Annotated in this window: 27 protein-coding genes and 1 tRNA gene; 21 read left to right on the plus strand and 7 right to left on the minus strand. The window is 30.6% G+C overall.

Features of this window, described 5'->3' with window-relative positions; translation table 11 throughout:
* Positions 1-40 precede the first annotated feature (40 nt).
* The 13 genes from LGK95_RS18740 (at position 41) to cbiM (ending at position 10116) form a co-directional block, all read left to right on the plus strand.
* Positions 41-1453, plus strand: a complete 1413-nt coding sequence (locus LGK95_RS18740) for a nickel-dependent hydrogenase large subunit (protein WP_226126441.1) — start codon at positions 41-43, stop codon at positions 1451-1453.
* Positions 1450-1914 (plus strand): HyaD/HybD family hydrogenase maturation endopeptidase, encoded by a 465-nt coding sequence (locus LGK95_RS18745; protein WP_226126442.1) that lies wholly within the window; start codon positions 1450-1452, stop codon positions 1912-1914. Before LGK95_RS18740 ends, LGK95_RS18745 begins: the two co-directional genes overlap by 4 nt.
* A 9-nt stretch (positions 1915-1923) precedes the next feature.
* Positions 1924-2265, plus strand: coding sequence for a hydrogenase maturation nickel metallochaperone HypA (gene hypA / locus LGK95_RS18750; RefSeq protein ID WP_226126443.1), 342 nt, complete (start codon positions 1924-1926; stop codon positions 2263-2265).
* 3 nt (positions 2266-2268) lie between these two features.
* Positions 2269-2937: a hydrogenase nickel incorporation protein HypB gene (gene hypB, locus LGK95_RS18755; RefSeq protein WP_226126444.1), complete on the plus strand. Its 669-nt coding sequence runs from the start codon at positions 2269-2271 to the stop codon at positions 2935-2937.
* A 16-nt stretch (positions 2938-2953) separates the two neighbouring features.
* Positions 2954-3205 (plus strand): twin-arginine translocase TatA/TatE family subunit, encoded by a 252-nt coding sequence (gene tatA / locus LGK95_RS18760; RefSeq protein WP_226126445.1) that lies wholly within the window; start codon positions 2954-2956, stop codon positions 3203-3205.
* Between the two features lie 30 nt (positions 3206-3235).
* On the plus strand, positions 3236-3982 hold the full coding sequence (gene tatC / locus LGK95_RS18765; protein WP_226126446.1) for a twin-arginine translocase subunit TatC: 747 nt from the start codon (positions 3236-3238) through the stop codon (positions 3980-3982).
* Between the two features lie 29 nt (positions 3983-4011).
* Positions 4012-4782, plus strand: a complete 771-nt coding sequence (gene tatC / locus LGK95_RS18770; protein ID WP_226126447.1) for a twin-arginine translocase subunit TatC — start codon at positions 4012-4014, stop codon at positions 4780-4782.
* Entirely contained in the window at positions 4736-4960 is a 225-nt protein-coding gene (locus LGK95_RS18775; RefSeq protein WP_226126448.1) for a HypC/HybG/HupF family hydrogenase formation chaperone, read from the plus strand. Before tatC (LGK95_RS18770) ends, LGK95_RS18775 begins: the two co-directional genes overlap by 47 nt.
* A complete protein-coding gene (gene hypD, locus LGK95_RS18780) occupies positions 4947-6038 on the plus strand; it encodes a hydrogenase formation protein HypD (protein WP_226126449.1) in 1092 nt (363 codons plus the stop codon). The genes LGK95_RS18775 and hypD overlap by 14 nt, the downstream gene beginning before the upstream one ends.
* A 15-nt stretch (positions 6039-6053) precedes the next feature.
* Positions 6054-7061, plus strand: a complete 1008-nt coding sequence (hypE, locus tag LGK95_RS18785; RefSeq protein WP_226126450.1) for a hydrogenase expression/formation protein HypE — start codon at positions 6054-6056, stop codon at positions 7059-7061.
* A gap of 163 nt (positions 7062-7224) precedes the next feature.
* Positions 7225-8178, plus strand: coding sequence for a cobalt ECF transporter T component CbiQ (cbiQ, locus tag LGK95_RS18790; RefSeq protein WP_226126451.1), 954 nt, complete (start codon positions 7225-7227; stop codon positions 8176-8178).
* Positions 8171-8911, plus strand: a complete 741-nt coding sequence (locus LGK95_RS18795) for an energy-coupling factor ABC transporter ATP-binding protein (RefSeq protein WP_226126452.1) — start codon at positions 8171-8173, stop codon at positions 8909-8911. The genes cbiQ and LGK95_RS18795 overlap by 8 nt, the downstream gene beginning before the upstream one ends.
* A 164-nt stretch (positions 8912-9075) precedes the next feature.
* A complete protein-coding gene (gene cbiM, locus LGK95_RS18800; protein ID WP_226126453.1) occupies positions 9076-10116 on the plus strand; it encodes a cobalt transporter CbiM in 1041 nt (346 codons plus the stop codon).
* A 290-nt stretch (positions 10117-10406) separates the two neighbouring features.
* Here the strand turns inward: cbiM and LGK95_RS18805 are convergent, their stop codons facing one another.
* From LGK95_RS18805 to LGK95_RS18815, 3 genes are all read right to left on the minus strand, one after another.
* Positions 10407-10757, minus strand: coding sequence for a hypothetical protein (locus LGK95_RS18805; RefSeq protein WP_226126454.1), 351 nt, complete (start codon positions 10755-10757; stop codon positions 10407-10409).
* 368 nt (positions 10758-11125) lie between these two features.
* The gene (locus tag LGK95_RS18810; protein WP_226126455.1) at positions 11126-11410 is read right to left on the minus strand and encodes a tyrosine-type recombinase/integrase; all 285 of its coding nucleotides are present in this window, start codon (positions 11408-11410) and stop codon (positions 11126-11128) included.
* 358 nt (positions 11411-11768) lie between these two features.
* Complete coding sequence (locus LGK95_RS18815) at positions 11769-12050, minus strand: site-specific integrase (RefSeq protein ID WP_226126456.1); 282 nt, start codon at positions 12048-12050, stop codon at positions 11769-11771.
* A gap of 384 nt (positions 12051-12434) precedes the next feature.
* Here LGK95_RS18815 and LGK95_RS18820 point away from each other — a divergent pair, with 384 nt between their 5' ends.
* On the plus strand, positions 12435-12827 hold the full coding sequence (locus LGK95_RS18820; protein WP_226126457.1) for a hypothetical protein: 393 nt from the start codon (positions 12435-12437) through the stop codon (positions 12825-12827).
* 1250 nt (positions 12828-14077) lie between these two features.
* On the opposite strand, the gene LGK95_RS18825 is transcribed toward LGK95_RS18820, so the two are convergent.
* Entirely contained in the window at positions 14078-16822 is a 2745-nt protein-coding gene (locus LGK95_RS18825) for a PAS domain-containing sensor histidine kinase (protein ID WP_226126458.1), read from the minus strand.
* Between the two features lie 366 nt (positions 16823-17188).
* Between LGK95_RS18825 and LGK95_RS22545 the strand changes: the two genes are divergently transcribed.
* The gene (locus tag LGK95_RS22545; protein ID WP_264174607.1) at positions 17189-17320 is read left to right on the plus strand and encodes a hypothetical protein; all 132 of its coding nucleotides are present in this window, start codon (positions 17189-17191) and stop codon (positions 17318-17320) included.
* Between the two features lie 26 nt (positions 17321-17346).
* Here LGK95_RS22545 and LGK95_RS18830 read toward each other — a convergent pair whose 3' ends face one another.
* The 3 genes from LGK95_RS18830 to LGK95_RS18840 all read right to left on the minus strand — a co-directional run bounded on the left by LGK95_RS18830 (position 17347) and on the right by LGK95_RS18840 (position 20285).
* Complete coding sequence (locus LGK95_RS18830; protein ID WP_226126459.1) at positions 17347-18234, minus strand: phosphatidylserine decarboxylase; 888 nt, start codon at positions 18232-18234, stop codon at positions 17347-17349.
* A gap of 43 nt (positions 18235-18277) precedes the next feature.
* The gene (locus LGK95_RS18835; RefSeq protein ID WP_226126460.1) at positions 18278-19879 is read right to left on the minus strand and encodes an ABC1 kinase family protein; all 1602 of its coding nucleotides are present in this window, start codon (positions 19877-19879) and stop codon (positions 18278-18280) included.
* Positions 19880-19949: 70 nt separating this feature from the next.
* Positions 19950-20285 carry a phasin family protein gene (locus LGK95_RS18840; protein WP_226126461.1) on the minus strand — a complete coding sequence of 112 codons (336 nt, stop codon included), beginning with the start codon at positions 20283-20285 and terminating at the stop codon, positions 19950-19952.
* Positions 20286-20465: 180 nt separating this feature from the next.
* Between LGK95_RS18840 and LGK95_RS18845 the strand changes: the two genes are divergently transcribed.
* The 6 genes from LGK95_RS18845 (at position 20466) to LGK95_RS18870 (ending at position 23836) form a co-directional block, all read left to right on the plus strand.
* A tRNA-Arg gene (locus tag LGK95_RS18845) sits at positions 20466-20542 on the plus strand.
* A gap of 182 nt (positions 20543-20724) precedes the next feature.
* Positions 20725-21165 (plus strand): nucleoside deaminase, encoded by a 441-nt coding sequence (locus tag LGK95_RS18850; RefSeq protein WP_226126462.1) that lies wholly within the window; start codon positions 20725-20727, stop codon positions 21163-21165.
* 20 nt (positions 21166-21185) lie between these two features.
* Positions 21186-21401, plus strand: a complete 216-nt coding sequence (locus LGK95_RS18855) for a (2Fe-2S)-binding protein (protein ID WP_226126463.1) — start codon at positions 21186-21188, stop codon at positions 21399-21401.
* A gap of 242 nt (positions 21402-21643) precedes the next feature.
* A complete protein-coding gene (locus LGK95_RS18860; protein ID WP_226126464.1) occupies positions 21644-22447 on the plus strand; it encodes a DeoR/GlpR family DNA-binding transcription regulator in 804 nt (267 codons plus the stop codon).
* Positions 22444-23373, plus strand: a complete 930-nt coding sequence (gene pfkB, locus LGK95_RS18865; RefSeq protein ID WP_226126465.1) for a 1-phosphofructokinase — start codon at positions 22444-22446, stop codon at positions 23371-23373. Before LGK95_RS18860 ends, pfkB begins: the two co-directional genes overlap by 4 nt.
* Positions 23374-23389: 16 nt before the next feature.
* Complete coding sequence (locus tag LGK95_RS18870; protein ID WP_226126466.1) at positions 23390-23836, plus strand: PTS sugar transporter subunit IIA; 447 nt, start codon at positions 23390-23392, stop codon at positions 23834-23836.
* Positions 23837-23883: the final 47 nt, after the last annotated feature.

Raw genomic sequence — 23883 nt, forward strand, 5'->3', positions numbered from 1 at the left:
GCAATCGAGATTAACTTATTTAAGAAAGGGAGGATAAAAGATGAGTACTATAGTATTAGATCCAATAACTAGACTTGAAGGACATTTAAAGGTTTCAGTAACTCTTGACGCGAGCAACATTGTAACAGCTGCGGAGGCTACGGGTAATTTATTTAGAGACTTTGAAAACATGCTTATAGGCAGAGTACCAAAGGATGCAGCATTCTTAACACAAAGAATTTGTGGAGTGTGCCCGGTATCACATGCTATTGCATCCTCAAAGGCAGTTGAAGCTGCTTCAGGGTTTACTCCAAATTTACAAGCCCTTCTTTTAAGAAATCTTATACAAGGAGCTAACTTTATATCTAGTAACATATTACATTTTTATCAACTAGCATTAATGGATTACGTTAAGGGACCACAAATGAATCCATGGACGCCTGGTTATTCGCAAGATTTTAAATTTAATGCTACTGATAGCCAAACTTTAATAAATAATTATGTTACGGCTTTGTCAATAAGGCGGAAAGCACATGAAATGGGAGCAATTTTTGGTGGTAAGCTACCACATGTGGGCAACGTAGTTCCTGGTGGTGTAACTGCTCTTCCAACTTCAACAGACATAACAAATTTTAGAAATTATTTAAATACTATAACAACGTTTATTACAAATACCTATAAGGCCGATGTTAATCTATTAGCATCAACATATAGTGACTATTACACAATTGGCAAAGGATACGGTAATTTAATAGCCTATGGAGTATTTGATACAAATACAACTGGAACTAAGTTATTTCCAGCTGGAACAGTAACTAACGGCATAGTTTCAAGCTTTGCTGCTGCCAATATAAAAGAATACGTAGGACATTCATGGTATACATCACCATCTGGTGTTAACCCAGCAAGTGAAACAACAACTCCAAGCTACGGAAAAACAGGAGCTTATACATGGCTTAAGGCACCAAGATACAATGGTACTCCTTATGAAGCCGGAAGCCTTGCAAGAACTTGGATTAGTGGAGATTATAAAAATGGAGTTTCGGTAATGGATAGGCATATGGCTAGATATACTGAAACAGCTAAGATAGCTGCTAATATGCAGACATGGCTCAACCAAATAGTAGCTGGCGCAAGTGCATTCACAAATCTTGGAGCACCAACTTCAGGAACTGGAATAGGATTAACAGAGGCACCAAGAGGAGCCCTTGGACATTGGGTTTCTGTTGCAACTTCAAAAATATCTAAATACCAAATAGTAACTCCAACTTGTTGGAATGCTTCACCAATGGATGATGCAGGAAATGTGGGACCTATTGAAAAGGCTTTAATTGGAACTCATGTTGTAGATACTACGCAGCCGGTTGAACTTTTAAGAATAGTACACTCCTTTGATCCATGTACAGGATGTTCTGTTCATGTAATGTCACCAGAAGGAATTGAAATGTCAAACTTTGTTGTACAACCTCTATGAGTTTAATTATTAAGGACACCGTTATTCTTGGGATAGGTAATATTTTACTCCAAGATGATGGTGTGGGAGTACATGTTATAAAACAACTAGAAAATGAAAAACTTCCATCTACTATTGAATTAGTAGATGGAGGTACTTCCACACTTGATACACTTGGTTTATTTCTTGATTATAAAAAAGTTATAGTTGTAGATTGCTTAAGGGCAGGTTTAAAACCTGGCACAATATATAAAATAAAACCAGAAGATATTAAAAACTATAAAAAAGAAAATCTTTCTATCCATGATGTTCAAATACTGGACGTCGCACGAATGGCAAACATGATGAACAAATACCCTGAAGTGGTTATATTCGGAATAGAACCAGAGAAAATAGCTGTAGATTTAGAAATGACACAAATATTGATTTCTAAGATCCCAGATATAATTCATAATATAAAAAAAGAATTAGAAATTAATTAGGAGATAAATATGCATGAAGTTTCTATAATTCAAAATGTAGTTGAAATAGTAACAGAAAAAGCAATTGAAAATAAATTCACTAAAGTTACCAAAGTATCGTTAAGAATAGGAGCGTTATCTGGTGTTATGCCAGAATCCTTAAATTTTGCATTTAAAAGCTGCATAATGGATACAATGCTTGCGGGCTCAACTTTAGAAATAGAAGGAGTCAAGGCAGTAGCTGAATGCATTGACTGTAAACAAGAATTCCCAATTGATCATTTTAATAAACTATGTCCATGTTGTAACAAATTTTGCTCTAGTATTATTAGTGGATATGAGCTTTATGTAAATACAATAGAAGGAGATTAAAATATGAGTGAAATAAAGGTAGTTACGAACATTCTTCAAACAAATGATGAGATAACTTCTAAAAATAAAAAATTACTAGATGAAAAAGGTATTTATGTTATAAATCTAATGAGTTCACCTGGTTCAGGTAAGACTTCACTACTTGAGCGAATAATAGCTAAGCTTAAAAATGATATAAATATTGCTGTAATTGAAGGAGATATTTATACCACAAAAGATGCGCAGAGGATAGAGGCGCAGGGAGTTCCAGTAATTCAAATTAACACTGGAGGAGCGTGTCACCTTGATGCGGAAATGATTAAAGGTGCATTAAATTCATTAACTCTTGATAATATTGATTTACTAGTAATCGAAAATGTAGGTAATCTAGTTTGTCCAGCAGAATTTGAAATTGGTGAAGATATAAAAATTTCTGTTTTGAGTACCACAGAAGGAAATGACAAACCTTTGAAATATCCACTCATGTTTGAAAAAAGTGGTGCAATTATTTTGAACAAACTGGACTTAATAGAATTTACTGATTTTGACAAAAAAGAGTTCTACAAAGATATAAAATCTTTAAATGCTAATGTGGATACCTTTGAAACATCTTGTGTTAAAAATCAGGGTATAGATGAAATATGTTCGTGGTTAATGAGTAAAATAAAAAATAAAAAAATAAAGATTAAATAAGAGGAGGGATTTTATTATGCCAAGAATAGGTTTTCCGGAGCTTGCAATAATATTAGTTATTGCACTTATAATCTTTGGACCAGGAAAGTTACCATCCCTGGGTAAGTCAGTTGGTGAAACTATAAAAGAATTTAAAAAGGCATCATCAGAACTAATGAATGATAATAAAAAAGAAGCTAAATCAGATGTTAAAAAAACAGAAACGGAAGAAGATGTTAAGGCACAAGAAACCAAAGCGGAAGTTAAAGTAGAAGAAACTAAAAAATAAGAAGTAAAATAATCTTTAGGGAGTAAAACTATGATTAAGAGTGAACTAATTGTTCAGGCTGCCCACTGGCTTGAGAGATTTAGAAAAATTATCATTTGGGTTATTCTAATTATTATTGCAGCAGCCTCTCTTGTATATCTTGAATCAAATTTGTTAATTAATATACTCGCAAAGCCACTGAATGGGATACAATTACATTTTATGACTCCGGCTGAAGGATTAATGGCAAAGATAAGGGTTTCTTTCTTAGGAGGACTAATTGTAGCCTCCCCAGTGGTTATTTTTTTAATAATACAAGCAACTGGACCTATAATAACAAAAAGAATTAAGAAACTCTTGATATTTGTCATTTTACCATTGTCTTTTATCCTCTTCGTTTTTGGAATGTATTTTGGATATACACTGGTTCTACCTACTACTATAAAGTTTCTTATGGATACCAGTGATGGTTTTATGAAACCTATACTATCTGCAAATGAATACTTTTCCTTCATAGGATCATTACTTTTTTGTATAGGGGTAATATTTGAACTTCCACTAATATTGATAGCTTTATCAAGAATTGGAATTATAAATTCCAACATGCTTAAAAAGGCAAGGAAGATGACGATTTTACTATCGTTTATAGCTGCAGCCATAATAACTCCATCTTCAGATGCGTTTACTTTAACAATTGTAACTTTGCCAATTTTAGTTCTTTACGAAATAAGTATTTGGTCGATATTCTTACTTGAAAAAAAGGATAAACGACGCAAAAGTAAAGAACTTTCAGAATAAATATAATACAAATTTTATGAGGTGAAGGTATGGCAGCAAATGAAATGTCTGTAGTAGATCATTTACATGAGTTAAGAAAAAGATTAATAATATGTGTTATAAGTATTTCTTCTGCTGCTTTTTATACTTATGATAAGGTTAATTATTTAATTAATATCCTAATGAAACCTATAGCAAAGTTCAGTTTAAGTCTAGTATACTTTAAGTTAACAGAAGGTTTTGTTACAAGACTTGAAGTGTCCCTTATAGTAGCCATAATTATAACTAGCCCTATTACAATATATGAAATATTGGCATTTGTGCGAGTTGGCTTAACGAAAACAGAAAAGAAGTTTTTATATAAGAATGCATTTATTATTTCTAGTTTGTTTATAATTGGTATAGTTTTTGGATATACAATGATATTGCCACATTCACTTAGTTTTTTAATTTCCTATGGAAACACATACTTAAAACCAGTGCTAAATGGTAGTACCTATTTTAATTTCATAGGAATTTTTTGTCTTTACACAGGTATTATGTTTCTAATACCATACATATTAGTTATATTAGGGAAGCTTTCTCTCATAAGTTCTAAGATTTTAAGGAAAAAGCAAATCCCGGTTATGTTAGGAGTGCTGGTGGTAGAGGGAGTGTTATTGCCATCAGTGAATTTTCTTACATTTGTTGTGGCAGCGGCTCCTGTTTTATTAATGTATGAAGTAAGTATCTGGATAATATTTTTAAGTGAAAGAAGAAAAAGGAGGAGAGAAAATGTGTCTAGCAATTCCAGGAAAGGTTTTAAGTTTAGACGGAAATAAAGGTATAGTAGAGGTTGGAAACATGAAGAGAGATGTATTTATGCATCTCGTGCCAGAGGCAACTGTGAATGAATATGTACTTGTACATGCAGGTTGTGCAATACAAATGATAGATGAAGATGAAGCGAAAATAACTTTGGATATTTTAAAGGAGCTTGCCCAAAATGAAGTTTGTTGATGAATTTAGAAATAATGAATCTTCGAAAAAACTCGTAGAAAAACTAAATAATATTTCTAGTAAAAAGATAAACATTATGGAGGTTTGTGGTACCCATACTATGGCTATATTCAGATATGGTATTAGGGACGTACTTCCTCCAAATGTAAATCTGATATCAGGTCCAGGTTGTCCTGTGTGCGTTACACCTCAGAGCTATATAGATACAGCAATAACACTTTCACAAAAAGAAGATGTAATTATTGCAACCTTTGGAGATATGATGAGAGTTCCCGGAAAAAAAGGTTCCCTAAGCACACAAAAGGCAGAAGGTGCAGATGTAAGAATAGTGTACTCACCAATGGATTGCCTTATTATGGCTTCACAAAACCCTTCGAAAAAGGTAGTATTTTTGTCAGTAGGTTTTGAAACTACTGCCCCTATGACTGCGGTTACTGCTATGGAGGCTAAAAAAAATAATATAAAAAATTTATTTTTCTTTACCGCCCATAAAATCATCCCACCAGCTATGGAAGCTTTAGTTCAAGATAAAGATTTGAAAATAGACGGGTTTTTATTACCAGGGCATGTTTGTGCAATTATAGGTACGAAACCCTATGAATTTCTAAGCGAGGATTATAATATTCCTGGAGTTGTTACAGGGTTCGAGCCTATAGATATACTCCAAGGGTTAAATACATTAGTAAATTTAATAAGCAAAAAGGAATACAGGATTGATAATGAATATAAACGAATAGTTAAAACAGAGGGCAACCCCATAGCTTTAGAATATTTGAATAAAGCTTTTAATATTGTGGATAGTAGTTGGAGAGGACTTGGTAGAATATCTAAAAGTGGTTTAGAATTTAATAGTGAGTATGAAGATTTTGATGCACTTAAGCATTTTAAAATAGATTATGAAGAATATGACGGCAGTCCTGGATGCAAATGTGGAGAAATACTTAAGGGGAAAATCAAACCAACAGATTGTTCACTTTTTAAAAAACTTTGCACGCCAGAAAATCCAGTTGGTTCTTGCATGGTTTCATCAGAAGGTACCTGTGCAGCATATTACAGATACCACAAAGACACTAAATAAAGGGAGGTATTTCAAATGAACGACACTATAACTCTAAGTCACGGAAGTGGCGGTGTACAAACTAATAGATTGATTAATGAAGTGTTTTTCAAATATTTCAATAACGATATTTTGAATCAGATGAATGATGCAGCTCAAGTAGATATAAATTTTAAAAAACTTGCGTTTACTACGGATTCTTTTGTAGTAAATCCAATATTTTTTAATGGCGGTAATATCGGTAAATTAGCAGTTTGCGGTACTGTAAATGATATAGCCGTAAGTGGAGCAAAACCACTTTACCTAACCAGTGCTTTTATTATTGAAGAGGGTTTCTCTATTAAAAAATTAGAAGAAATTGTGAAGTCTATGGCCGATGAAGCGAGTAATGCGGGTGTAAAAATTGTTGCCGGAGACACAAAAGTTGTAGAAAAAGGCAATGTGGATGGAATTTTTATTAACACTTCTGGTATTGGTAGGATTTATGAGAATGTCAATATTAATTGTGCCAATGCAAAAGTGGGAGACATCGTCATAATAAATGGTACATTAGGAGACCATGGAATGACGATAATGTGTGAAAGAAATAAACTTGGGTTAGAAGGAAATTTAAAAAGCGATTGTGCTAGCCTTAATTCCTTAGTAGACACAATGCTTGAAGCATATGAGGGAATCCATGTTATTCGTGATGCTACAAGAGGTGGAGTGGCGGCAGTACTTAATGAAATTAGTGAATTTAGCAATGTAACCATAGCACTTGAAGAAAATAAATTACCTTTGAAAGAAGAAGTAAAAGGTGCCACTGAGATGCTTGGATTCGATCCATTATATATTGCTAATGAAGGAAAGCTATGTGCTTTTGTACCAGAAGCTTACGCTGAAAAGGTACTTAATGCAATGAGAAAGCATCCACTGGGGTCTGAAGCTGTAATTATTGGAAAAGTTACGCAGGAATTGGGACAAAAAGTTTATTTAAACACAGTAGTAGGTGGAAAAAGACTAGTTGATATGCCATCTGGAATTCAACTTCCAAGAATATGTTAAATTTTAGAATGTGATTATATGAATATCAGGTCGGTATATAACTTACTGTTTACGCTGAATATAAAAAGAGTATTTAATTAACCACGAAGGTTATTTCTTAAAGTAAGAAGGCTTTTGTGGCTTTTTATCTTTTATTTGATAGATTGCGCAAAGGAGAAAACGAATGAATTCTAAAAATCAAGTACCGGAGTGGTTGTTAAACGGTGGAGAAATAGGCATGTGTCCATGTGGGTGTATTGGAAAAAGGAAGAAAGTCAGTTTTTTAGAAAAGACTATTAATAGTATTGCTAAACTTTTAAAGGAAGTCATTTTTTTTGAAGATATAGCCTTTCAAAAAGGTTTTTTACAAAAATTAGATCCGAGAGTAAAGGTAATATCGTTACTTATATTAATCCTAACATCTACTTTGCTTCATAATGTGATTATAATAACTATTGTTTATTTAATATCATGTATTTTAGCAAAGATATCATATGTACCGTTAAAATTATATTTTAAACGGATATGGTTGATTACACCTCTTTTTACAGGAGTTGCGGTATTACCATCAATTTTTAACTTTGTCAGGCCTGGCACTAGTTTAATTTCACTTATAAACTTCGGTCATCAAGTACATTTGGGTCCACTCACATTTCCAGCAGAACTTACGATTACATCGCAGGGAGTGTCAGGAGCTATTTTATTAATAATCAGAGTTGGAGTCTCAATTTCTCTAGCTTTTTTATTTACGACTACCACCCGCTTCACTAATTTAATGAAGGCATTCAGAGTTTTGTTTTTACCAAAAATATTTATCACAACATTGGAAATGTGCTATCGTTATATTTTTATATTACTAAATATTACAACAGATATGTTCGTTGCTAGAAAAAGTAGAACTTTCAGCAAAATTGATTCAAGAGAAGGCCGCCGTTTTGTCTCAAATACAATTGGAAGTCTCTTTGGTAAAAGTTATGCCTTAAGTGAAGAAGTGTACGGTGCTATGTTATCAAGAGGTTATAAAGGCGAGCCAGTTATTATGAACAGGTTTAAATTTACTTTGCTCGATTTTCAATGGCTTTTAGGTGTAATAATTTGTGTTCTGGCAGCTTTTGGAGGTGAAATTATTCTTGGATAAGGAAAAAATAATGAAGATTCGCGATGTTTCATTTGAATATATACTGGATGAACCGGTACTCAAAGATATAAACTTAGATATTTACAGTGGTGAAAAAATAGTTATTTTAGGAGCTAACGGCTCAGGAAAATCTTCACTTCAAAAAATCCTTAACGGTTTGATATTTCCAAGTAAAGGTGAGTATAGGGCTTTTGGTCAACTTGTTACGGAAGAAACATTAAATGATGAGCAGTTTTCACAATCTTTTCGCCAAAGGATTGGATTTATATTTCAAAATTCAGATGCACAATTGTTTTCTACCAATGTATGGGAAGAAATAGCTTTTGGACCTTTGCAGATGAAGCTTAACTTTAAGGAAGTAAATGACCGAGTAAATGGAGTTATTAAGATGCTTAACTTGGAATCGTTAAAGGATAGGCCACCATATAAATTAAGTGGAGGCGAGAAAAAGAAAGTAGCTATTGCTTCAATATTATCAATTAATCCAGAAGTTTTGATATTGGATGAACCCACTAATGGACTAGATCCACGCACTCAAAGATGGCTGATAAATTTATTGGTAGAACTTAATAATGCAGGCAAGACTTTAATTACGTGCACTCATAATCTGGACATTGTTGAAGAAATTGCAGATAGGGTAATAGTTTTCAATGAAAATCATGAGATTGTTGCAGAGGGTTCGCCTATTCGCCTAAGGATATATTATCAAATAAAGAGTTATTACTTTCTGTAAATCTCATAGATGAGCATTATCACCGGCATGTTCACGTATTTGACCCAAGCGAACATCATGATCATTTTCACAGTCACGAATAGTCATTTAGCTGAGAAATTATTTTTTAATATAGTAAACTAACAGGTCAATCCATTATTATTTAAATTTTAGGAGGATATATTATGCACATACCTGATGGATATTTAAGTCCCCAAACCTGTGCAATAATGGGAGCCGTCATGGTTCCAGTAATAGGCATAGCAGCAGCAAACTTAAAAAAGACATTAAAGGATAAACAAGTCCCACTGTTGGCAATTGGAGCAGCTTTCTCGTTTACAATTATGATGTACAATATACCAATACCTGATGGTACTACTGCTCATGCAGTTGGAGCTACAATTTTGGCAATCATTCTGGGACCTTGGGCTGCCACGGTAGGGGTGAGTATCGCACTTATAATTCAAGCGCTTTTCTTTGGCGACGGTGGTATTCTGACACTTGGAGCCAATATGTTCAACATGGCATTTGTGATACCTTTTGTAAGCTATTATCTATATAAGTTAATATCCGGTAATTCCAAAATTTCTTCAAGACGTAGATTTATTGCTTCAATGATAGCGGGATACGTAGCAATAAATATTTCAGCATTGTGTGCTGGAATTGAGCTTGGGCTTCAACCGTTATTATTTCATAAACTTGATGGGACTCCTTTGTATGCACCATATAATTTGATGCAAACTGTACCGGCTATATTGTTTGCTCATGTTATTTTAGCAGGCCCGTTGGAAGCAGTAGTAACAGGATTTGTAGTAAAATATATGCAAAAATCAAATCCAGCCATGCTCAAGATTTATCCACCTCAAAAATCAGAAGCTGAGAATTCGCAGGTTATAGGAGGTATAAAGAAGTATTGGCATGCATTGATTGCTTTAATTATTTTCGCTCCTCTCGGACTTGTAGCTCAGGGCAATGCCTACGGAGAATGGTCGGGTAATGAGTTAAAATCAAAGATTGGATTTATTCCAGAAGGAATGAATAGGTTTGGAGATGAGTGGAAAGCCTTGTTACCACATTATTCAGTGCCGGGGTCGAATAGTACTATTTTAAATTCATCTTTAGGTTATATATTTTGTGCAATTGTTGCTTTAGTAATAATACTTACAATAACTGCAATTATTAGTTTACTGAATAAAAGAAAAAATACTAACCAAAATATCAGTTAGTTCGAAATTAAGGGCAAAATAAACCCTTTACCCAGTATATCCAGTGGAGGGTGACAATATTGGAAGTCTTACCATTCCTGCTTTAAATCGCAAACTTACCATGCTGCAGGGTACTCATAATAACCTTAAAGAAGTCCCTAGTTTCATATACCAAGCTTAGTTGAGAATGGAAGGGTAGCCCGTAGGGAAAGTTCTATTAGGGAATGCGGTAGTAGCAAACGGAAGTGCGGTAGTTAGATTTCAGTTAAATTTAATAAAAACAGTGTACCTATGGGTTGTAGGCGTGTAAATCATATATAATATTTATATTTATTGTTATAATCATTAGCAGCTTCAACCAATTGTTTATAACTATTTATTTCCTTGATTTTAATTATTTTCTTAAAATCATAGTATCTAATAGTTTTACTTTTTCTTATATTTTGTTGATATGGTTTACGGTTTAGTAAATAACGCCAAAACACATCGGCATCAATCTCTAAATACTCACCTTTTTTATCGTAATGAGCTTGTACATCTTTCAACATTTGTAGAGCATCATTATCGTTCTTTATACCAGTAAAAAACTTAATTATTAAATTTGCTTCTTTTGAAGTTGCTAGAGTCTGATTAGAATTTATGCCTGAGTATGAATCATTCATTAATATTTCCTCCTTGTAGGTATGCCTTATCATTCGTTTATTTCGATATTCTTGTAGTAGTTATATTAAACTAATCTAATTATACTATTATTACCATAAAATTGGAAATTATGGATAAATGAATAAAGAAACAACTTTAAATCAAGTAATATAAATGCTTCTACAACTCTGATAAATAATATTTTTAATCTTAAAACAAATAACCCTACGTAAAGAGATACCTTTACGTAAGGTTAAAAAAGCTTATAAAATGTATTCATAAAGCATAACAAAAAATTATGAACATCTACGTAAAATGTATTTACCTTTACGTAGATGTTATAAGACTCTTAATGGTGTGATTCAGAATTACGTTGGCGAGACCGCTCCTATAAATAAAAGGTTTCTAGGGATGCATCCATGGCATCCTGATTAATTCCAATATAGCGCAATGTTACACTTGGAGCCGAATGATTAAATAGTTCTTGTAGAAGTGCAATATCTTTATGCTGTCTATAGTGCCAATAACCAAAGGTCTTCCGGAGTGTATGTGTACCTATTTCCTCAAGCCCTACTTTTTTAGCTACATCAGTTAATAATTGATATGCTCTAACTCTACTAATTGGTTTATTTTCTCCTTCTCGACTTCTAAACAAGAAATCGTCATCATTCATATCAGGGGTACTGGCAGCAAAACGCGGAAATTATACGCTAAGGATTAAAACTAATCAAAACAACAATTTAAATATACTCTAACGTATTTTTGGCAATTGTAACTAGCTTGTACCAAACATGTCACTAAGCTGATTTATCAGTAAAAAAAACGTTATATAGACTCAATACATTTACTTTGAATTATTTACCTTATAAGTTTACTCATGAAATAGCTTGAAACTGTATTGCAAGAGGTTAAAATAATAAAGTAAATAATACGGTCGTTTGTTTTACCAGTTTTATAGAAATTATAGCTCCATTAATACAGGTTTGCTGGTATTAATAGGAATAGTCTAGAGCCTTAGAGTATATTTTCCGCTAAAAGATGCCCGCACCCCTATCAAAAATGTATTTATCAAGTTCTTCTTTTAGTGAAGAATTTATATATGCCTTTTTTAATTTATCTGTCTTTTTCTCGTTAATAGCAATATGAGTTTTATTTCTAACATCATTTACTTTAATCTCTAGAATATCTGAAATTCTAAATCCTGTATTTATTCCAAGAGTAAACAAAATGAAATCTCTGTAATTATTTTTTAATAACAAAGCTTTTATTTCTTTGATTTTATTTTTATCTCTAATTGGTTGTACAAAATTCATTATTTTTTTACCTCCGAATTATATTTGCTTATAATCCATTATAGTAAATTAAGTTATACAAGACAATACGTTATGTTAAACTATTTTCAATTATTATAATTTAAATCATTGGTTTATTCAAAGAAACATAGTATTTTCAATGGTCTTAAGGTTTTAGATGAGTTTAACACAATAGGTATTGTGTTAAACTCATATTTATAAATAAAAAAGAGATGCAAAATTTAATTTACGTCTCTCCATTTCATAAATCTTTTCAATTTTATTAATGACGTAAATACAAGTATGTATATACCCATTATCGTATTTATGAAGTATACAACCAATACAAATAACATTAAGCCTGACGCCATTAATATTTTATAATAAATGAAGGGTCAGCTAAAAATGGAGTTAAAAAATGCAAGGGGTAATGAATACAGGATGATAATTATTGCTGGTGAAGAGTATAAACAAATAGATGTAGCGAAGTATATTAATAAGTATAGAAATGTTGCAGACTGGATTCCTACGCCTATTATTTTAGGTGAAAGTTTATCACTAAGTGAAGAAGAAATAGGAGAATTATATTCTAGTAATATTAAGATTAGTTTAGAAGAGGAAAAAGAATATGATAGTAAATTGCCTAATATAAGTGAATTAATTACACCAATTGAATTTAATAAAATAATAAAAGAAAAAAATACATTTAGTATTGAAAAATTATTAAATGGTTTAGAATATTGGGATAGCAAAATAGAAAGTAAACACACCATATCTAAGTTAAATGTCAGTATATAAATTCAACAATCATAGCTACTACAAATAGTTTGGTTATAACAATTAAACAATAGAGATTATTGATTAAGAAGGATATTCATATTAAGTGAGTATCCTTGTTTTTTTACATCAAACATATTCATAACTTTACAGTGTTGACGCCGATAAAAAACAAAAACTAAGTGTGAAAATCTCAATGAAGGATATACGAATATTATAAAATCAGACATTTGCTCTTTTGCGTAAAACATTGATTTATATGGGATGTTAAGCATTTAGTTAAATTTAATTAAGTAACTATTCTTTTGAATGTATTGTTTTATGTAATATCAGATAAGCTAAAGCATCTTCAATAACACTTGGAGATGTTTACGATGAAGATGGAAAAGTTCTTTCAGAAGATAACAAAACTTCAGATTTCTACCTACTTTGTTATTGGTAACTAAAAACAAACCCATTGATTTTATTTTGCCCCTTTTTTTGCCCCTTATAGTTTAAAATAAATAGGGATAGATAAATATAGTTTAAAAAACAAAGTGAGCATTTAAGCCACTTTGAGGACTGTTTAAAATCACTTAAAACGTCACTTTACGAACCAGTTGGTCGCAGGTTCGACTCCTGTCCGACGCACCAAAAGTAAGGCTCTCATAGAATATATGAGGGCTTTTTTTATTGGAAATAACATAACCTAAAACGAAAACTATAAATTAATATTAATAAATATGATAAATAGTGAAGAAAAAGAAAATAGACCTTTCCCTCTAACTGTGAGTTCCATTTTACCAAGTAAATATCAGTCCATTTAAGCCATAGTAGCGCTCCTACCCTTAAACCATTACAAGTCCAAGTAAAAATACTAACCGTTGTCTATGACCTTGTAGGGCATAGTAATTATTGAAATCCTTAAAATGAGGTTAGAGCCATATTTAAGGCTAAATGTTTTAAGGTTAAGGAAAATTTTTATCTGAAATGTAATAATAATTATAAAACACAAGATTATTTAGAAATTGACATTCCTAAAGGTCTAGTAAAGAGTATAACAATTGGTCCATTAAATGATAGTTACACTGGTAAAGATATTATTAGAATAAGGAAATTTTTAAAGATAATATAACTGTAAAAATATGTAATGAATTTAATGTATTAAAAAATGCTAATTAGAATATAATAAATTCCACACAATGAAAATTGTGTGGAATTGTATAGTCATGATTTTGTTTACAAATATCAATAATTTTTATATCCAATTACCTTTTCTTATTTTAAGAAAATCACGAATAAACATCTGAAAGTTCCACTCGTATACTTTGATTTCCACTTGGAACTTTATTACTATATATCATATTTTCTTGAAGTACCTTTGCTGAAGGAAGTTTAAATGTAAACTTACTTCCTTTCCCCAATTCACTTTCAACATATATACTACCACCATGTAATTCTACAATCGACTTAACTAAACTTAAACCAATTCCAGTCCCTTCTACATTTCTTGATAGTGATTTGTCTACCTGTTTAAATCTATCAAATATCATATTCAAGTCCTTGTATTCAATGCCAATGCCATTATCCTTAACTGATATTTCAATAAACTTATCCTTATCCTTAACCTCTACAAGTATTTCATTACCTTCAGTTGAAAATTTTATTGCATTTGATATAAGATTTAATACTATTCTCTCTACCTTTTCTACGTCAAAAGCCATAATTTTTTCTTCTGTGTCCGTATCAAAAATAATATTTAATCCTTTACTTTCAGTAAAATTAGTTACAGACATTACTATTTCTTCTATAACGAATACTATATTGTTATTTGATAGATTTAATTTAAAGAATCCCGCTTCAATTTTTGATAAATCGACTATGTTATTAATCATTTTAGATAATCTATATGAGTTTTGCTTGATTGAGTCTATGTATTTAATAATTGAATCCTTATTATCGTCCAGTGAACCATTAGTGCAATACATATCAAATAACTGAGCTGTTGCAGATATAACATTTAATGGTGTTTTTAGATCATGGGATATGTTAACAAGAAATTCTCCCTGTAATTTCAATGCCTTTTGCATTTTAATGTTAGATTTTATTTCATTAGTAACATCTATTATTAAAATTAATATCTCTTGGGTTTCTCCAGTTACTTCAAGCATGGGTTCAAAGATAATATTAAAATATACCTGTTTCTCATCTATCAAATAACTCCTATTATTCAAATGTTTAGTTTTCTTTTCTTTTAATGCATCACTAATACACTGGTAACATTCACTTGTCTTGAATTTTTCAAATGAATTTTCAATATTAGTACCTTTTATTTGATTGATTGATTTAACATTTGGACTGATCAATTTAAGGATACCAAATGCCTTTCTATTAATATCGACAATCTTTAAATTTGGACACGATAATCTGATGACTGGTAAATCAAATGTATCAATTATTCTGTTCAAAATTTCAAAGCGGCTTATTATAGCTTCTTCACGCCTATAATAGTCTGTCATGTCTCGGCTACAAATCACCCCTAAAGTAAATTTTCCTTCACTGTCATAAATAGGTGTTCCACTAACATCTATTTCTAACGTTTTATTAGGAAGTTTTACGGCCACTCTCATATTTTTAAACTTTTCACCGCTCATAACTCTATGAGCGGAAACATTTTCTGAGTTTATTTCTTCTCCATCAACATCATAAAGTTCAGATTGTTTATACCAATCACTAGTCCTTACCATGTTTTCATAATAGGGCGAAAACATCTCTCTTTCTGATTTGTTAAATAATATACATTTTCCTTTATTATCAAAAATGGAAATACCATCAGATATATTTTCTATGATAGCTTCTAATTCCTTTTTCTGTTCTTCAATTTTTGTAGATTGCTTAATTGTTCGAGTAATATCATGAAAACATGATACTATCATAGTTATTTCCCCAATCGCATTATAAATTGGATTTGAACTAATTTCCACAAAATAATCTTTATTAGGATGTCTTATAAAGATCTCAACATTGGTTACTGTTTCACCTCTTAACGCCCTAACTGAAGGAAAATCTTCAAATGGTATCTCATTGCCTTTAATATCAAATACGCTAATGTTTTTAAGAGCATTTCCTAAAGTAATCATTTTGTCTGATCGATAAATTAACCTCTTTGCTTCTGGATTTATCATTATAAATTTACCTTCATTATCCGCAAACATTACTCCTTCAGATAAATTTTCAATTATACTAATTAGCTGAGTATTTTGTTGCTCCAACTGTGTATTCTGTTTTTCTAACGCATCCTTTTGCTGTTCAATTATCTTGTTTTTTATCTCTAAATTTTTATTTTCAAAAACCCTTTCACTAACATCAACAGCAGTTTCAAATATGTATTTCATCTTTCCGTTTTCAAATATAGGTTTTTGAGTGAAATCCCAATAAGTTATACCTCTTGAAAATTTATCAAATTCGAATTCTTTCATATAGCTGGCCTTTTGTGAAACGAGAATAGTGTTCCAAATAATTTCAACGTTGGTTCCTGTAAATCCATTTATAATTTCTCTAATAGGGTTACCTATGCTAGTGCTATCTTTGTTAAAAGGTGAATCAACTAAATCAAGATACTTTTGATTTGATTTAAGTAATATTAAATCAGGTACACTGTAGACGGCTACACCAGAGGTGTCATCTAAAAATGATTGTTCTTCAAATATAAGCTTATCATCAAGTCTGGAATTTGGTTTTTCAATAAAAGTATATATTTTTAGATTTCTTTCCGTATCATGAGAAAGTGATATATTTACTTCGCGAGCATTCAGCGACTTTGTGAATATATATCCCGAATACTTATCGCTAATATTATCAAGAAAGATTTGCGAATTAATTTTAATCATATTTCCAATTTCTATAAGGGATTTACCTAATAATTCATCCATTGTAAAACCTGCAAAATCAAGAAATTCTTTATTAACATCTATTACAATGTTGGCACGCGAATATAAATATGGTTCTATTGTTCTGTTCTTAAAAGTGTTTTCCAAGACATTACCCCCTATTAGATGCTATACCTACATACTAGTTCAATTCATTCTATGAGATTAATTAACTACATACCCTATATTAATCAACATGTACATTATATACGAATGGAAATAAATAAAAAACATGATAATTAACTACAATTTATATTGTAAGATTCTATATTAAATTACAATATATGTAATTAATTAAACGAAAAGATGTTTTGTTAAATTTAATTTAATTATATATTAAAAGGTGCTACATGTAAATATAAGCTTCATTATGGATGATTGCTGCAAAAGACAATACTAAAATAACAGAGCTGAATTATATTCAGTTCTGTTATTTTAATTGTACGATAAATAAAATGAGATTATGGATACTATATGATCTTAGAAAATAAAACTGATCCAACTTATGTTAAGCAATATCAAAATGAATTAAAGGTTAATAATGACAAATTTTCTAAAGATGTATCTAATAATAAAAACATTAAGAGATATCACATCAAAATTTAAGATATAATAAAAATAGGACTGAAAATTTATTTCAGCCCTATTTTTTCGCCCATTAATACAGATGTTTCAAAACCTAATAGCGTTTGTTTGAGCAAATCTTCATCAATCTTTATAATGTTTTTTTTGAAAAATAGGATTACAGTGGAACCTCCAAATTTAAAATATCCTTTTTCATCCCCTTTTATAATCTTCGAGGTTGGGTCATAACTTTGGATAATTGAGCCTACGCAAGTAGCGCCTATTTCCATACAGATAACATCACCAAAATTGTCTGAGTTAAAGAGGCTCCATTCTCTTTTGTTTTGACAAAAGAGTTTTTTGATGTTTTTTAATGCTATAGGATTTACAGAATAATAATGACCTTTAATCTTAATTGTTTTACTGCATACTCCATTATCAATAAAATGAAATCTATGATAATCAGTTGGACATAATCTAAAAATTAAGCATGTACATCCATCATATAAATTATATATTTCATTATCATCTTGGAGTAGTTCTTTAAGGGAATAGGTAAAACCTTTTATTTGAACTATGTCATTTAAGTTAATGTTCTCATAAGCAGAGAGTTTGCCATCACAAGGTGATATCAGAATATTGTTATCTCTATTTATTATTCGTGCGTTTGAATTTAAAGATCTCATAAAAAATTCATTAAAAGTCGAATATTCATCATAGACCTTAGAATATAAAGACATATCAATGTTAAAATTTTTAACAAAATCTTTAATTTTTTTAGAGCTTATTTTTGTGTCACAGTAATAACCATATAATTTTGAAAAAAGTTTTTTCTTTAGCAATAACTCAACTAGTCCCTTGCCAGAGGGAGATGAATAAGACCAATTCAAATATTTTTCGCCAGCTACTTTTTCTATTTCATATTTATTTTCTTTTCGATTGTAATACTTAATCATAATAATACCTCGTTTTTATAAGATTAATTAGTATATTTTAATTCTATAATTTTCCGGATTTTATTATGGAAATTAATAACCAAAAGCCCATAAATCCTGCAGTTATAAAACCGGTTATACCAATGAGTGATATATTATACATTTTAGGTCCTATGTTAGAATTTAGTATGGTAGAAGATCCTATAATTGTAGATGAAATAATAAGAGCAAATACCAATCGATTTATACCTTTATTTAATTCACTTATTGGTTTATTTAAGTTTTTATGCTCTAACTGTAGTTTAGCCCTACCGCTTATTAGACTATCAGATAATTCTATAATTTTGGAGGGAAGTCTAAGTGAGTCTTTCATAAATGAATATGAACGAATTAATAAAGTGTTTAAATCTAAATCTGTAAACAAAGAGAATTTATTATTAGCTTTTACATATGGTATAGCGATATCTATTATTTTTATGTCAGGAGCGATAGTAGCAATTACACCTTCTAGTATTACGAGAGCTCTTATTAGTAGTGTAAAATCACGTGGTAAACGGATGTTGTTTTGACGCGCTATATCAAAAATTTCAGAAAGCATTACCGAAATCTGAATATTGTTTAAGGAAACAGAAAGGTAATTTAAAAGAAGGTAATCTAAATCTTCATATAACTTATTTCTATTTACATAGCCCTTTTTTATACCTATAGATAAAAGGGTTGAAATCATCTTGTTTATGTCATTAAAGGCAACAGCTGATATCATATCGTTTAGTGTTAATTTTAATGAATTTGAGAGACTCCCCATAATTCCAAAATCTATAAAGCAAAGTTTACCTTCACATATAAATATGTTTCCAGGATGAGGGTCACCATGAAAGAAACCATCTTTCAAAACCTGCTTTAAGTAAGCCAGAGCTAATTTCTTACCTAAATCATCAAGATCATAGTTGCCTATTAAGAGCTTTTTCATGTCATCTACCTTAAAACCATAAATTCTTTCCATTGTTATAACCTTGGTACTAGATAAATCTTCAACTACATAAGGTACATATAAAAATTCGATATCTTTATTGTAATTTTTAAATTTATCTATATTTTTAATTTCATTGTTAAAATCAAGTTCGAGTTCAGTAGTTAAAAGTATTTCATGTAGGGCTTCTTCTGGGTCAATTAAGGCTTCAGAAAATTTTGCTTTTGTAAATTTTACTATACGGATGAGTATAGAAATATCTAATTTCATCTTTTCTGCAATGTTTGGTCTTTGTATTTTTACAACAACGTCTCTACCATCTTTCAATGTAGCTTTATGTACTTGAGAAATAGATGCAGATGCTAAAGGTTTTTCATAAAATTTTTCAAAGCAATCTGTTGTTGATATTGAAAACTCATTAAAAAATATATCCTTTATTGTTTCAATGCTTTCTGGAGGGACATTATCTTGAAGCTTCGATAGTTCTACTATATAATTTGGAGATAACAAATCTGGTCTTGTACTTAAGATTTGTCCTATTTTTATAAATGTAGGGCCAAGCTCTTCAAAAGCTTTCCTTAAGTTTTCAGGAAGCTTATTTTGTTTTTTAAATTTATAGTCTACAATGTATCCAAAGCCATAAGAGCCAAGAACTTTAACAATTTCTCTAAATCGATTAACAGAATTTAGTTGCATTTTATACCTCACTTAAAAATAAAAGCCCTAGTAAAAATATTAGGACTTTCTTTGAATTCCATTTGTGATTTTATAAATGGTTTTTCTCTAAATTTGAGAGTCTTTTGTTTATATTTTCAACATCTTTTTTTGTTGCAAAATCCATGTCTGAAAGAATTGAAACTATATCTTCTTTTGTCAAAGGGGTTATATCTTTTGTCATACTACCTTTTTCTTTTGTAAAAGGGTTAATTGAGTCTGTTTTTCCCTTTATGTTTCTTTTTAGCTCCTCAGATAAATCTTTACCCTCTTCTAAGGTTAATTTACCCTTTTGTACGAAATCATCAATTAAAGTCGTGGCCTTTTCGTAAGTATAAGCTGCAGAACCAAGACCTGCAAGGAAAAAATTCTTTATATCCTTATTCAATTAGAACACCTCCGATTAATAGTGTATAATGTATATTATATACTATTTGGTGTATTAAAATTCTAATATTAAGTAAACATCATAATATTAGAATAATTTCTATAAATATAGGTATTAAATTGGCTATAGGTTGACATACTTAAAAAAATGTAATACTATATTTAAGTAGAAATAAAATATGCACCCGTAGCTCAGTTGGATAGAGCGTCCCCCTCCTAAGGGGAAGGCCGGAGGTTCGACTCCTCTCGTGTGCACCAACCAAAAACTAGCAAAGTAATACTTTGCTAGTTTTTTTATTTTTATAAATCATTTAAAATTTATAAAATATATGTACATTGTAGAAAATATACAAATATGTTGAATATCTAATATTAAAGAAGTATAATATAAACGATAAAATCTATTAATTAATAACTGGTTTCAAAATAAAGGGGTTTACATGGAAAAATATTTAATTAGTGAGGCTTTAAAAGAAGCTAAAAGATCTTTGTTATTAAATGAAGTACCAGTAGGTGCAATTATAGTTAAAAATAATATAATAATTGCGAGAGCACACAACCTAAGAGAAACCCTACAAGAAGCTACCGCCCATGCAGAAATTTTAGCTATAAGAAATGCTTGTGAAGTATTAGGTAGTTGGAGATTAAATGGATGTGATATGTATGTAACATTAGAACCATGTCCTATGTGTGCAGGAGCTATATTACAGTCTAGAATAAGTAAATTGAATATAGGTATTTTTGATCCTAGTGTAGGAGCATGTGGATCAGTTATAAATGTTCTCCAAAATGACACTTTAAACCACTGGACAGAAATAAATTGGCTTTACAATGATGAATGCGGTAACTTACTGACTAAATTTTTTAAAGATAAGAGATAATGATAGAGGTGAAAATAAATATGAGTGAAAATATAAACAGTGAAATAATGGATAAAATTACAAAGGTATGTATATGTAAGGCTATACCAAAATCTACGATAAAGAAGGCTATAAAAAATGGGTCAAGAACTGTAGAGGATGTCCAAAAAGTTACAGGAGCTGGTTCAGGTGGATGTTGTGGGCATAGATGTACTCCGAAAATTGAGGAGATTCTAAAACAGCAATTAAACGAATAATTAGAAAAACAACAATTTAAGTAGGTAAATATATATTTATATAATAAAACGAAGCCGAATGGTTTCGTTTGTATTTGTATCTGAAAGATAGTTAATTAATAGTTACGTTTATATTCATATTAATTAAATAATAATAAAATATCATATCTATGTTGACAACGTTATCAAAATATACTAAAATGAAAACAAGTGAAAGTAAATGAAGCATAAAACAGATGTAAACGGACACCGTTATTTTAAGTATGAAAAAAGGAAGATTGAAAGCTATGTTTCCTGAAGAAAGAAAGTCAGATATATTATATAGTTTAAATAAGTACGGAAAAGTAAAAGTAAGTGATTTATCACAGCAATATGAAGTATCAGAAGTCACTATAAGACGTGATCTTCAAGAGCTAGAAGAAGATGGACTTATTAAAAGAGTACATGGAGGGGCAATATTAAATGATAATACAAAATTTGAACCTACTTTTTCAGAGAAAATTGATAAGTTTTATGATGAGAAAGAATTGGTTGGAAAGTTTGCAGCATCAATAATAGTAGATGGAGATACAATAGTTTTAGATGCAGGGACTACCACTCTTAGTATTGCTAAACATATAACAGCTAAAAATATAACGGTTTTAACAAATTCTGTTGATGTAGCCTACGAACTTACTAAAAACCAGGATGTTGAAGTAATTGTTACTGGAGGTAAATTGCGTTGGAAAACAAGAGCAATGGTTGGACCGGTAGCAGATAATACAATTAAAAATTTTAGGGTAGATAAAGCTTTTATAGGGACCAATGGTGTATGTATTATTAATGGGTTAACTACTCCTAATATTATTGAAGCTAACACAAAACGAGAAATGATAAAGATTGCTAAACAAACGATAGTAGTATGTGATCATACTAAATTTAGCGCAGTTTCCTTTGCCAAAATAGTTGACTTAGATAATATTGATATCATTATTACAGATAATCAATTAGATAATGAATTATTAAAAACGTTTGAAGAAAAAGATATAAAAATTATGATAGCAAATAACTTGGAGGTGGAAAAATGATAATAACAGTGACTTTAAATCCAGCTTTAGATAAAACAATTGAAATAGATGAATTTAAAATTGGTAATGTTAATAGAGTTAAGTCGACAAGAGTGGATGTTGGAGGAAAAGGGATTAATGTATCTAAAGTTATTAAAGAATTACAAAATAAAAGTTTAGCCTTAGGTTTTTTAGGTGGAAGTAGTGGAAACCGAATAAAAACATATCTAGATGATTCAAATATTGATAATGAATTTTTATTTATAAAGGGAGAAACTAGGACCAACATAAAAATAATTGATAATGTTAATAATACACATACAGATATAAACGAAAATGGACCTAGTGTAACATTAGAAGATATTTCTAATATGAAAGAAAAAATTCTAAAGTATTGTAGGGCAGATTCTTTAGTAGTTCTTTCAGGTAGCGTGCCAAGTGGAACCAGCAGTAACATTTACGGTGACATAATACAAGAGATAAAAAACAAGGGTGGTAAGGTTATATTAGATGCAGATGGCGAAATGCTAATGCAAGGAATTAAAGCTGGTCCTTATATAGTAAAACCTAATATTGAAGAACTTGAAAAAGCTTTTAATGTAGTTATCGATAACGAAGCTAAAGTTATTGAAACTGCTAAAAAAATATTAGAATTTGGAGTTGAATATGTAGTAATATCGCAGGGTTCAGAAGGGTCAATAGTTATAAGTAACGATAAGATTGCAAAAGTAAAGGGATTGAAGGTAGAAGTTAAGAGTACAGTAGGGGCTGGAGATTCAATGGTTGCAGCTTTGGCCGTAGCAACTGAGAGTAACTATAGTTTTGAAGAAACTATGAAACTAGCTTGTGCAACAAGTGCAGCTAATGTAATGACTGAAGGAACACAAACAGGAAGATTAATTGACATAGAGGAGTTAAAAAAACAAGTAACCATAAAATACCTATAAGAAAGGATGATTATTAATGAATATAACTGAATTATTAAGCGTTAATACAATTAAACTTGAGCTAACTAGTAAAACAAAAGAGGATGTAATAAAAGAAATGGCAGAATTATTAGACGAAAATGGTAAATTGTTAGATAAAGATAAATATATAAAAGCTGTAACAGATAGAGAAAAGGAATTTTCAACAGGTATTGGTATGGGAATAGCTATTCCTCACGGAAAAAGTAGTGGAGTTAAAGAGGCTGCATTAGTATTTGGACGAAGCATTGACGGACTTGACTATCAGTCTATGGATGATGAGCTAGCTCATATATTCTTCTTAATTGCTGTTCCAGAAGAATCAAGTGATGAACATTTAAAAATATTAAGTCAGATTTCTAGAAAGCTTATGCATAAAGAATTAAGAAAAAATTTGATGGAAGCTAGTAGTCCTGAACAAATAATTGCTTTACTAGAACAATAGATAGTATATGTTAACTTTAAAATTTAAAAAGAATTAAAATATTAAAT

It is taken from the genome of Clostridium algoriphilum (genome assembly GCF_020443705.1).
GTDB lineage: Bacteria > Bacillota > Clostridia > Clostridiales > Clostridiaceae > Clostridium_AD > Clostridium_AD algoriphilum.

Excerpts from the sequence above, each read along its gene's own strand:
- LGK95_RS18830 (WP_226126459.1), bottom strand. The coding sequence starts at position 18,234 with ATGATTAAGTATTACAATCGAAAAGAAAATAAATATGAAATAGAAAAA.
- LGK95_RS18820 (WP_226126457.1), top strand. The coding sequence starts at position 12,435 with ATGGAGTTAAAAAATGCAAGGGGTAATGAATACAGGATGATAATTATT.
- cbiQ (WP_226126451.1), top strand. The coding sequence starts at position 7,225 with ATGAATTCTAAAAATCAAGTACCGGAGTGGTTGTTAAACGGTGGAGAA.
- LGK95_RS18815 (WP_226126456.1), bottom strand. The coding sequence starts at position 12,050 with ATGAATTTTGTACAACCAATTAGAGATAAAAATAAAATCAAAGAAATA.
- LGK95_RS18805 (WP_226126454.1), bottom strand. The coding sequence starts at position 10,757 with ATGAATGATTCATACTCAGGCATAAATTCTAATCAGACTCTAGCAACT.
- LGK95_RS18775 (WP_226126448.1), top strand. The coding sequence starts at position 4,736 with ATGTGTCTAGCAATTCCAGGAAAGGTTTTAAGTTTAGACGGAAATAAA.
- tatC (WP_226126447.1), top strand. The coding sequence starts at position 4,012 with ATGGCAGCAAATGAAATGTCTGTAGTAGATCATTTACATGAGTTAAGA.
- LGK95_RS18745 (WP_226126442.1), top strand. The coding sequence starts at position 1,450 with ATGAGTTTAATTATTAAGGACACCGTTATTCTTGGGATAGGTAATATT.
- LGK95_RS18870 (WP_226126466.1), top strand. The coding sequence starts at position 23,390 with ATGAATATAACTGAATTATTAAGCGTTAATACAATTAAACTTGAGCTA.
- LGK95_RS18850 (WP_226126462.1), top strand. The coding sequence starts at position 20,725 with ATGGAAAAATATTTAATTAGTGAGGCTTTAAAAGAAGCTAAAAGATCT.
- LGK95_RS18740 (WP_226126441.1), top strand. The coding sequence starts at position 41 with ATGAGTACTATAGTATTAGATCCAATAACTAGACTTGAAGGACATTTA.
- LGK95_RS18855 (WP_226126463.1), top strand. The coding sequence starts at position 21,186 with ATGAGTGAAAATATAAACAGTGAAATAATGGATAAAATTACAAAGGTA.
- LGK95_RS18810 (WP_226126455.1), bottom strand. The coding sequence starts at position 11,410 with ATGAATGATGACGATTTCTTGTTTAGAAGTCGAGAAGGAGAAAATAAA.
- LGK95_RS22545 (WP_264174607.1), top strand. The coding sequence starts at position 17,189 with ATGATCTTAGAAAATAAAACTGATCCAACTTATGTTAAGCAATATCAA.
- hypB (WP_226126444.1), top strand. The coding sequence starts at position 2,269 with ATGAGTGAAATAAAGGTAGTTACGAACATTCTTCAAACAAATGATGAG.
- LGK95_RS18835 (WP_226126460.1), bottom strand. The coding sequence starts at position 19,879 with ATGCAACTAAATTCTGTTAATCGATTTAGAGAAATTGTTAAAGTTCTT.
- pfkB (WP_226126465.1), top strand. The coding sequence starts at position 22,444 with ATGATAATAACAGTGACTTTAAATCCAGCTTTAGATAAAACAATTGAA.
- tatA (WP_226126445.1), top strand. The coding sequence starts at position 2,954 with ATGCCAAGAATAGGTTTTCCGGAGCTTGCAATAATATTAGTTATTGCA.
- tatC (WP_226126446.1), top strand. The coding sequence starts at position 3,236 with ATGATTAAGAGTGAACTAATTGTTCAGGCTGCCCACTGGCTTGAGAGA.
- LGK95_RS18860 (WP_226126464.1), top strand. The coding sequence starts at position 21,644 with ATGAAAAAAGGAAGATTGAAAGCTATGTTTCCTGAAGAAAGAAAGTCA.
- hypA (WP_226126443.1), top strand. The coding sequence starts at position 1,924 with ATGCATGAAGTTTCTATAATTCAAAATGTAGTTGAAATAGTAACAGAA.
- hypD (WP_226126449.1), top strand. The coding sequence starts at position 4,947 with ATGAAGTTTGTTGATGAATTTAGAAATAATGAATCTTCGAAAAAACTC.
- cbiM (WP_226126453.1), top strand. The coding sequence starts at position 9,076 with ATGCACATACCTGATGGATATTTAAGTCCCCAAACCTGTGCAATAATG.
- hypE (WP_226126450.1), top strand. The coding sequence starts at position 6,054 with ATGAACGACACTATAACTCTAAGTCACGGAAGTGGCGGTGTACAAACT.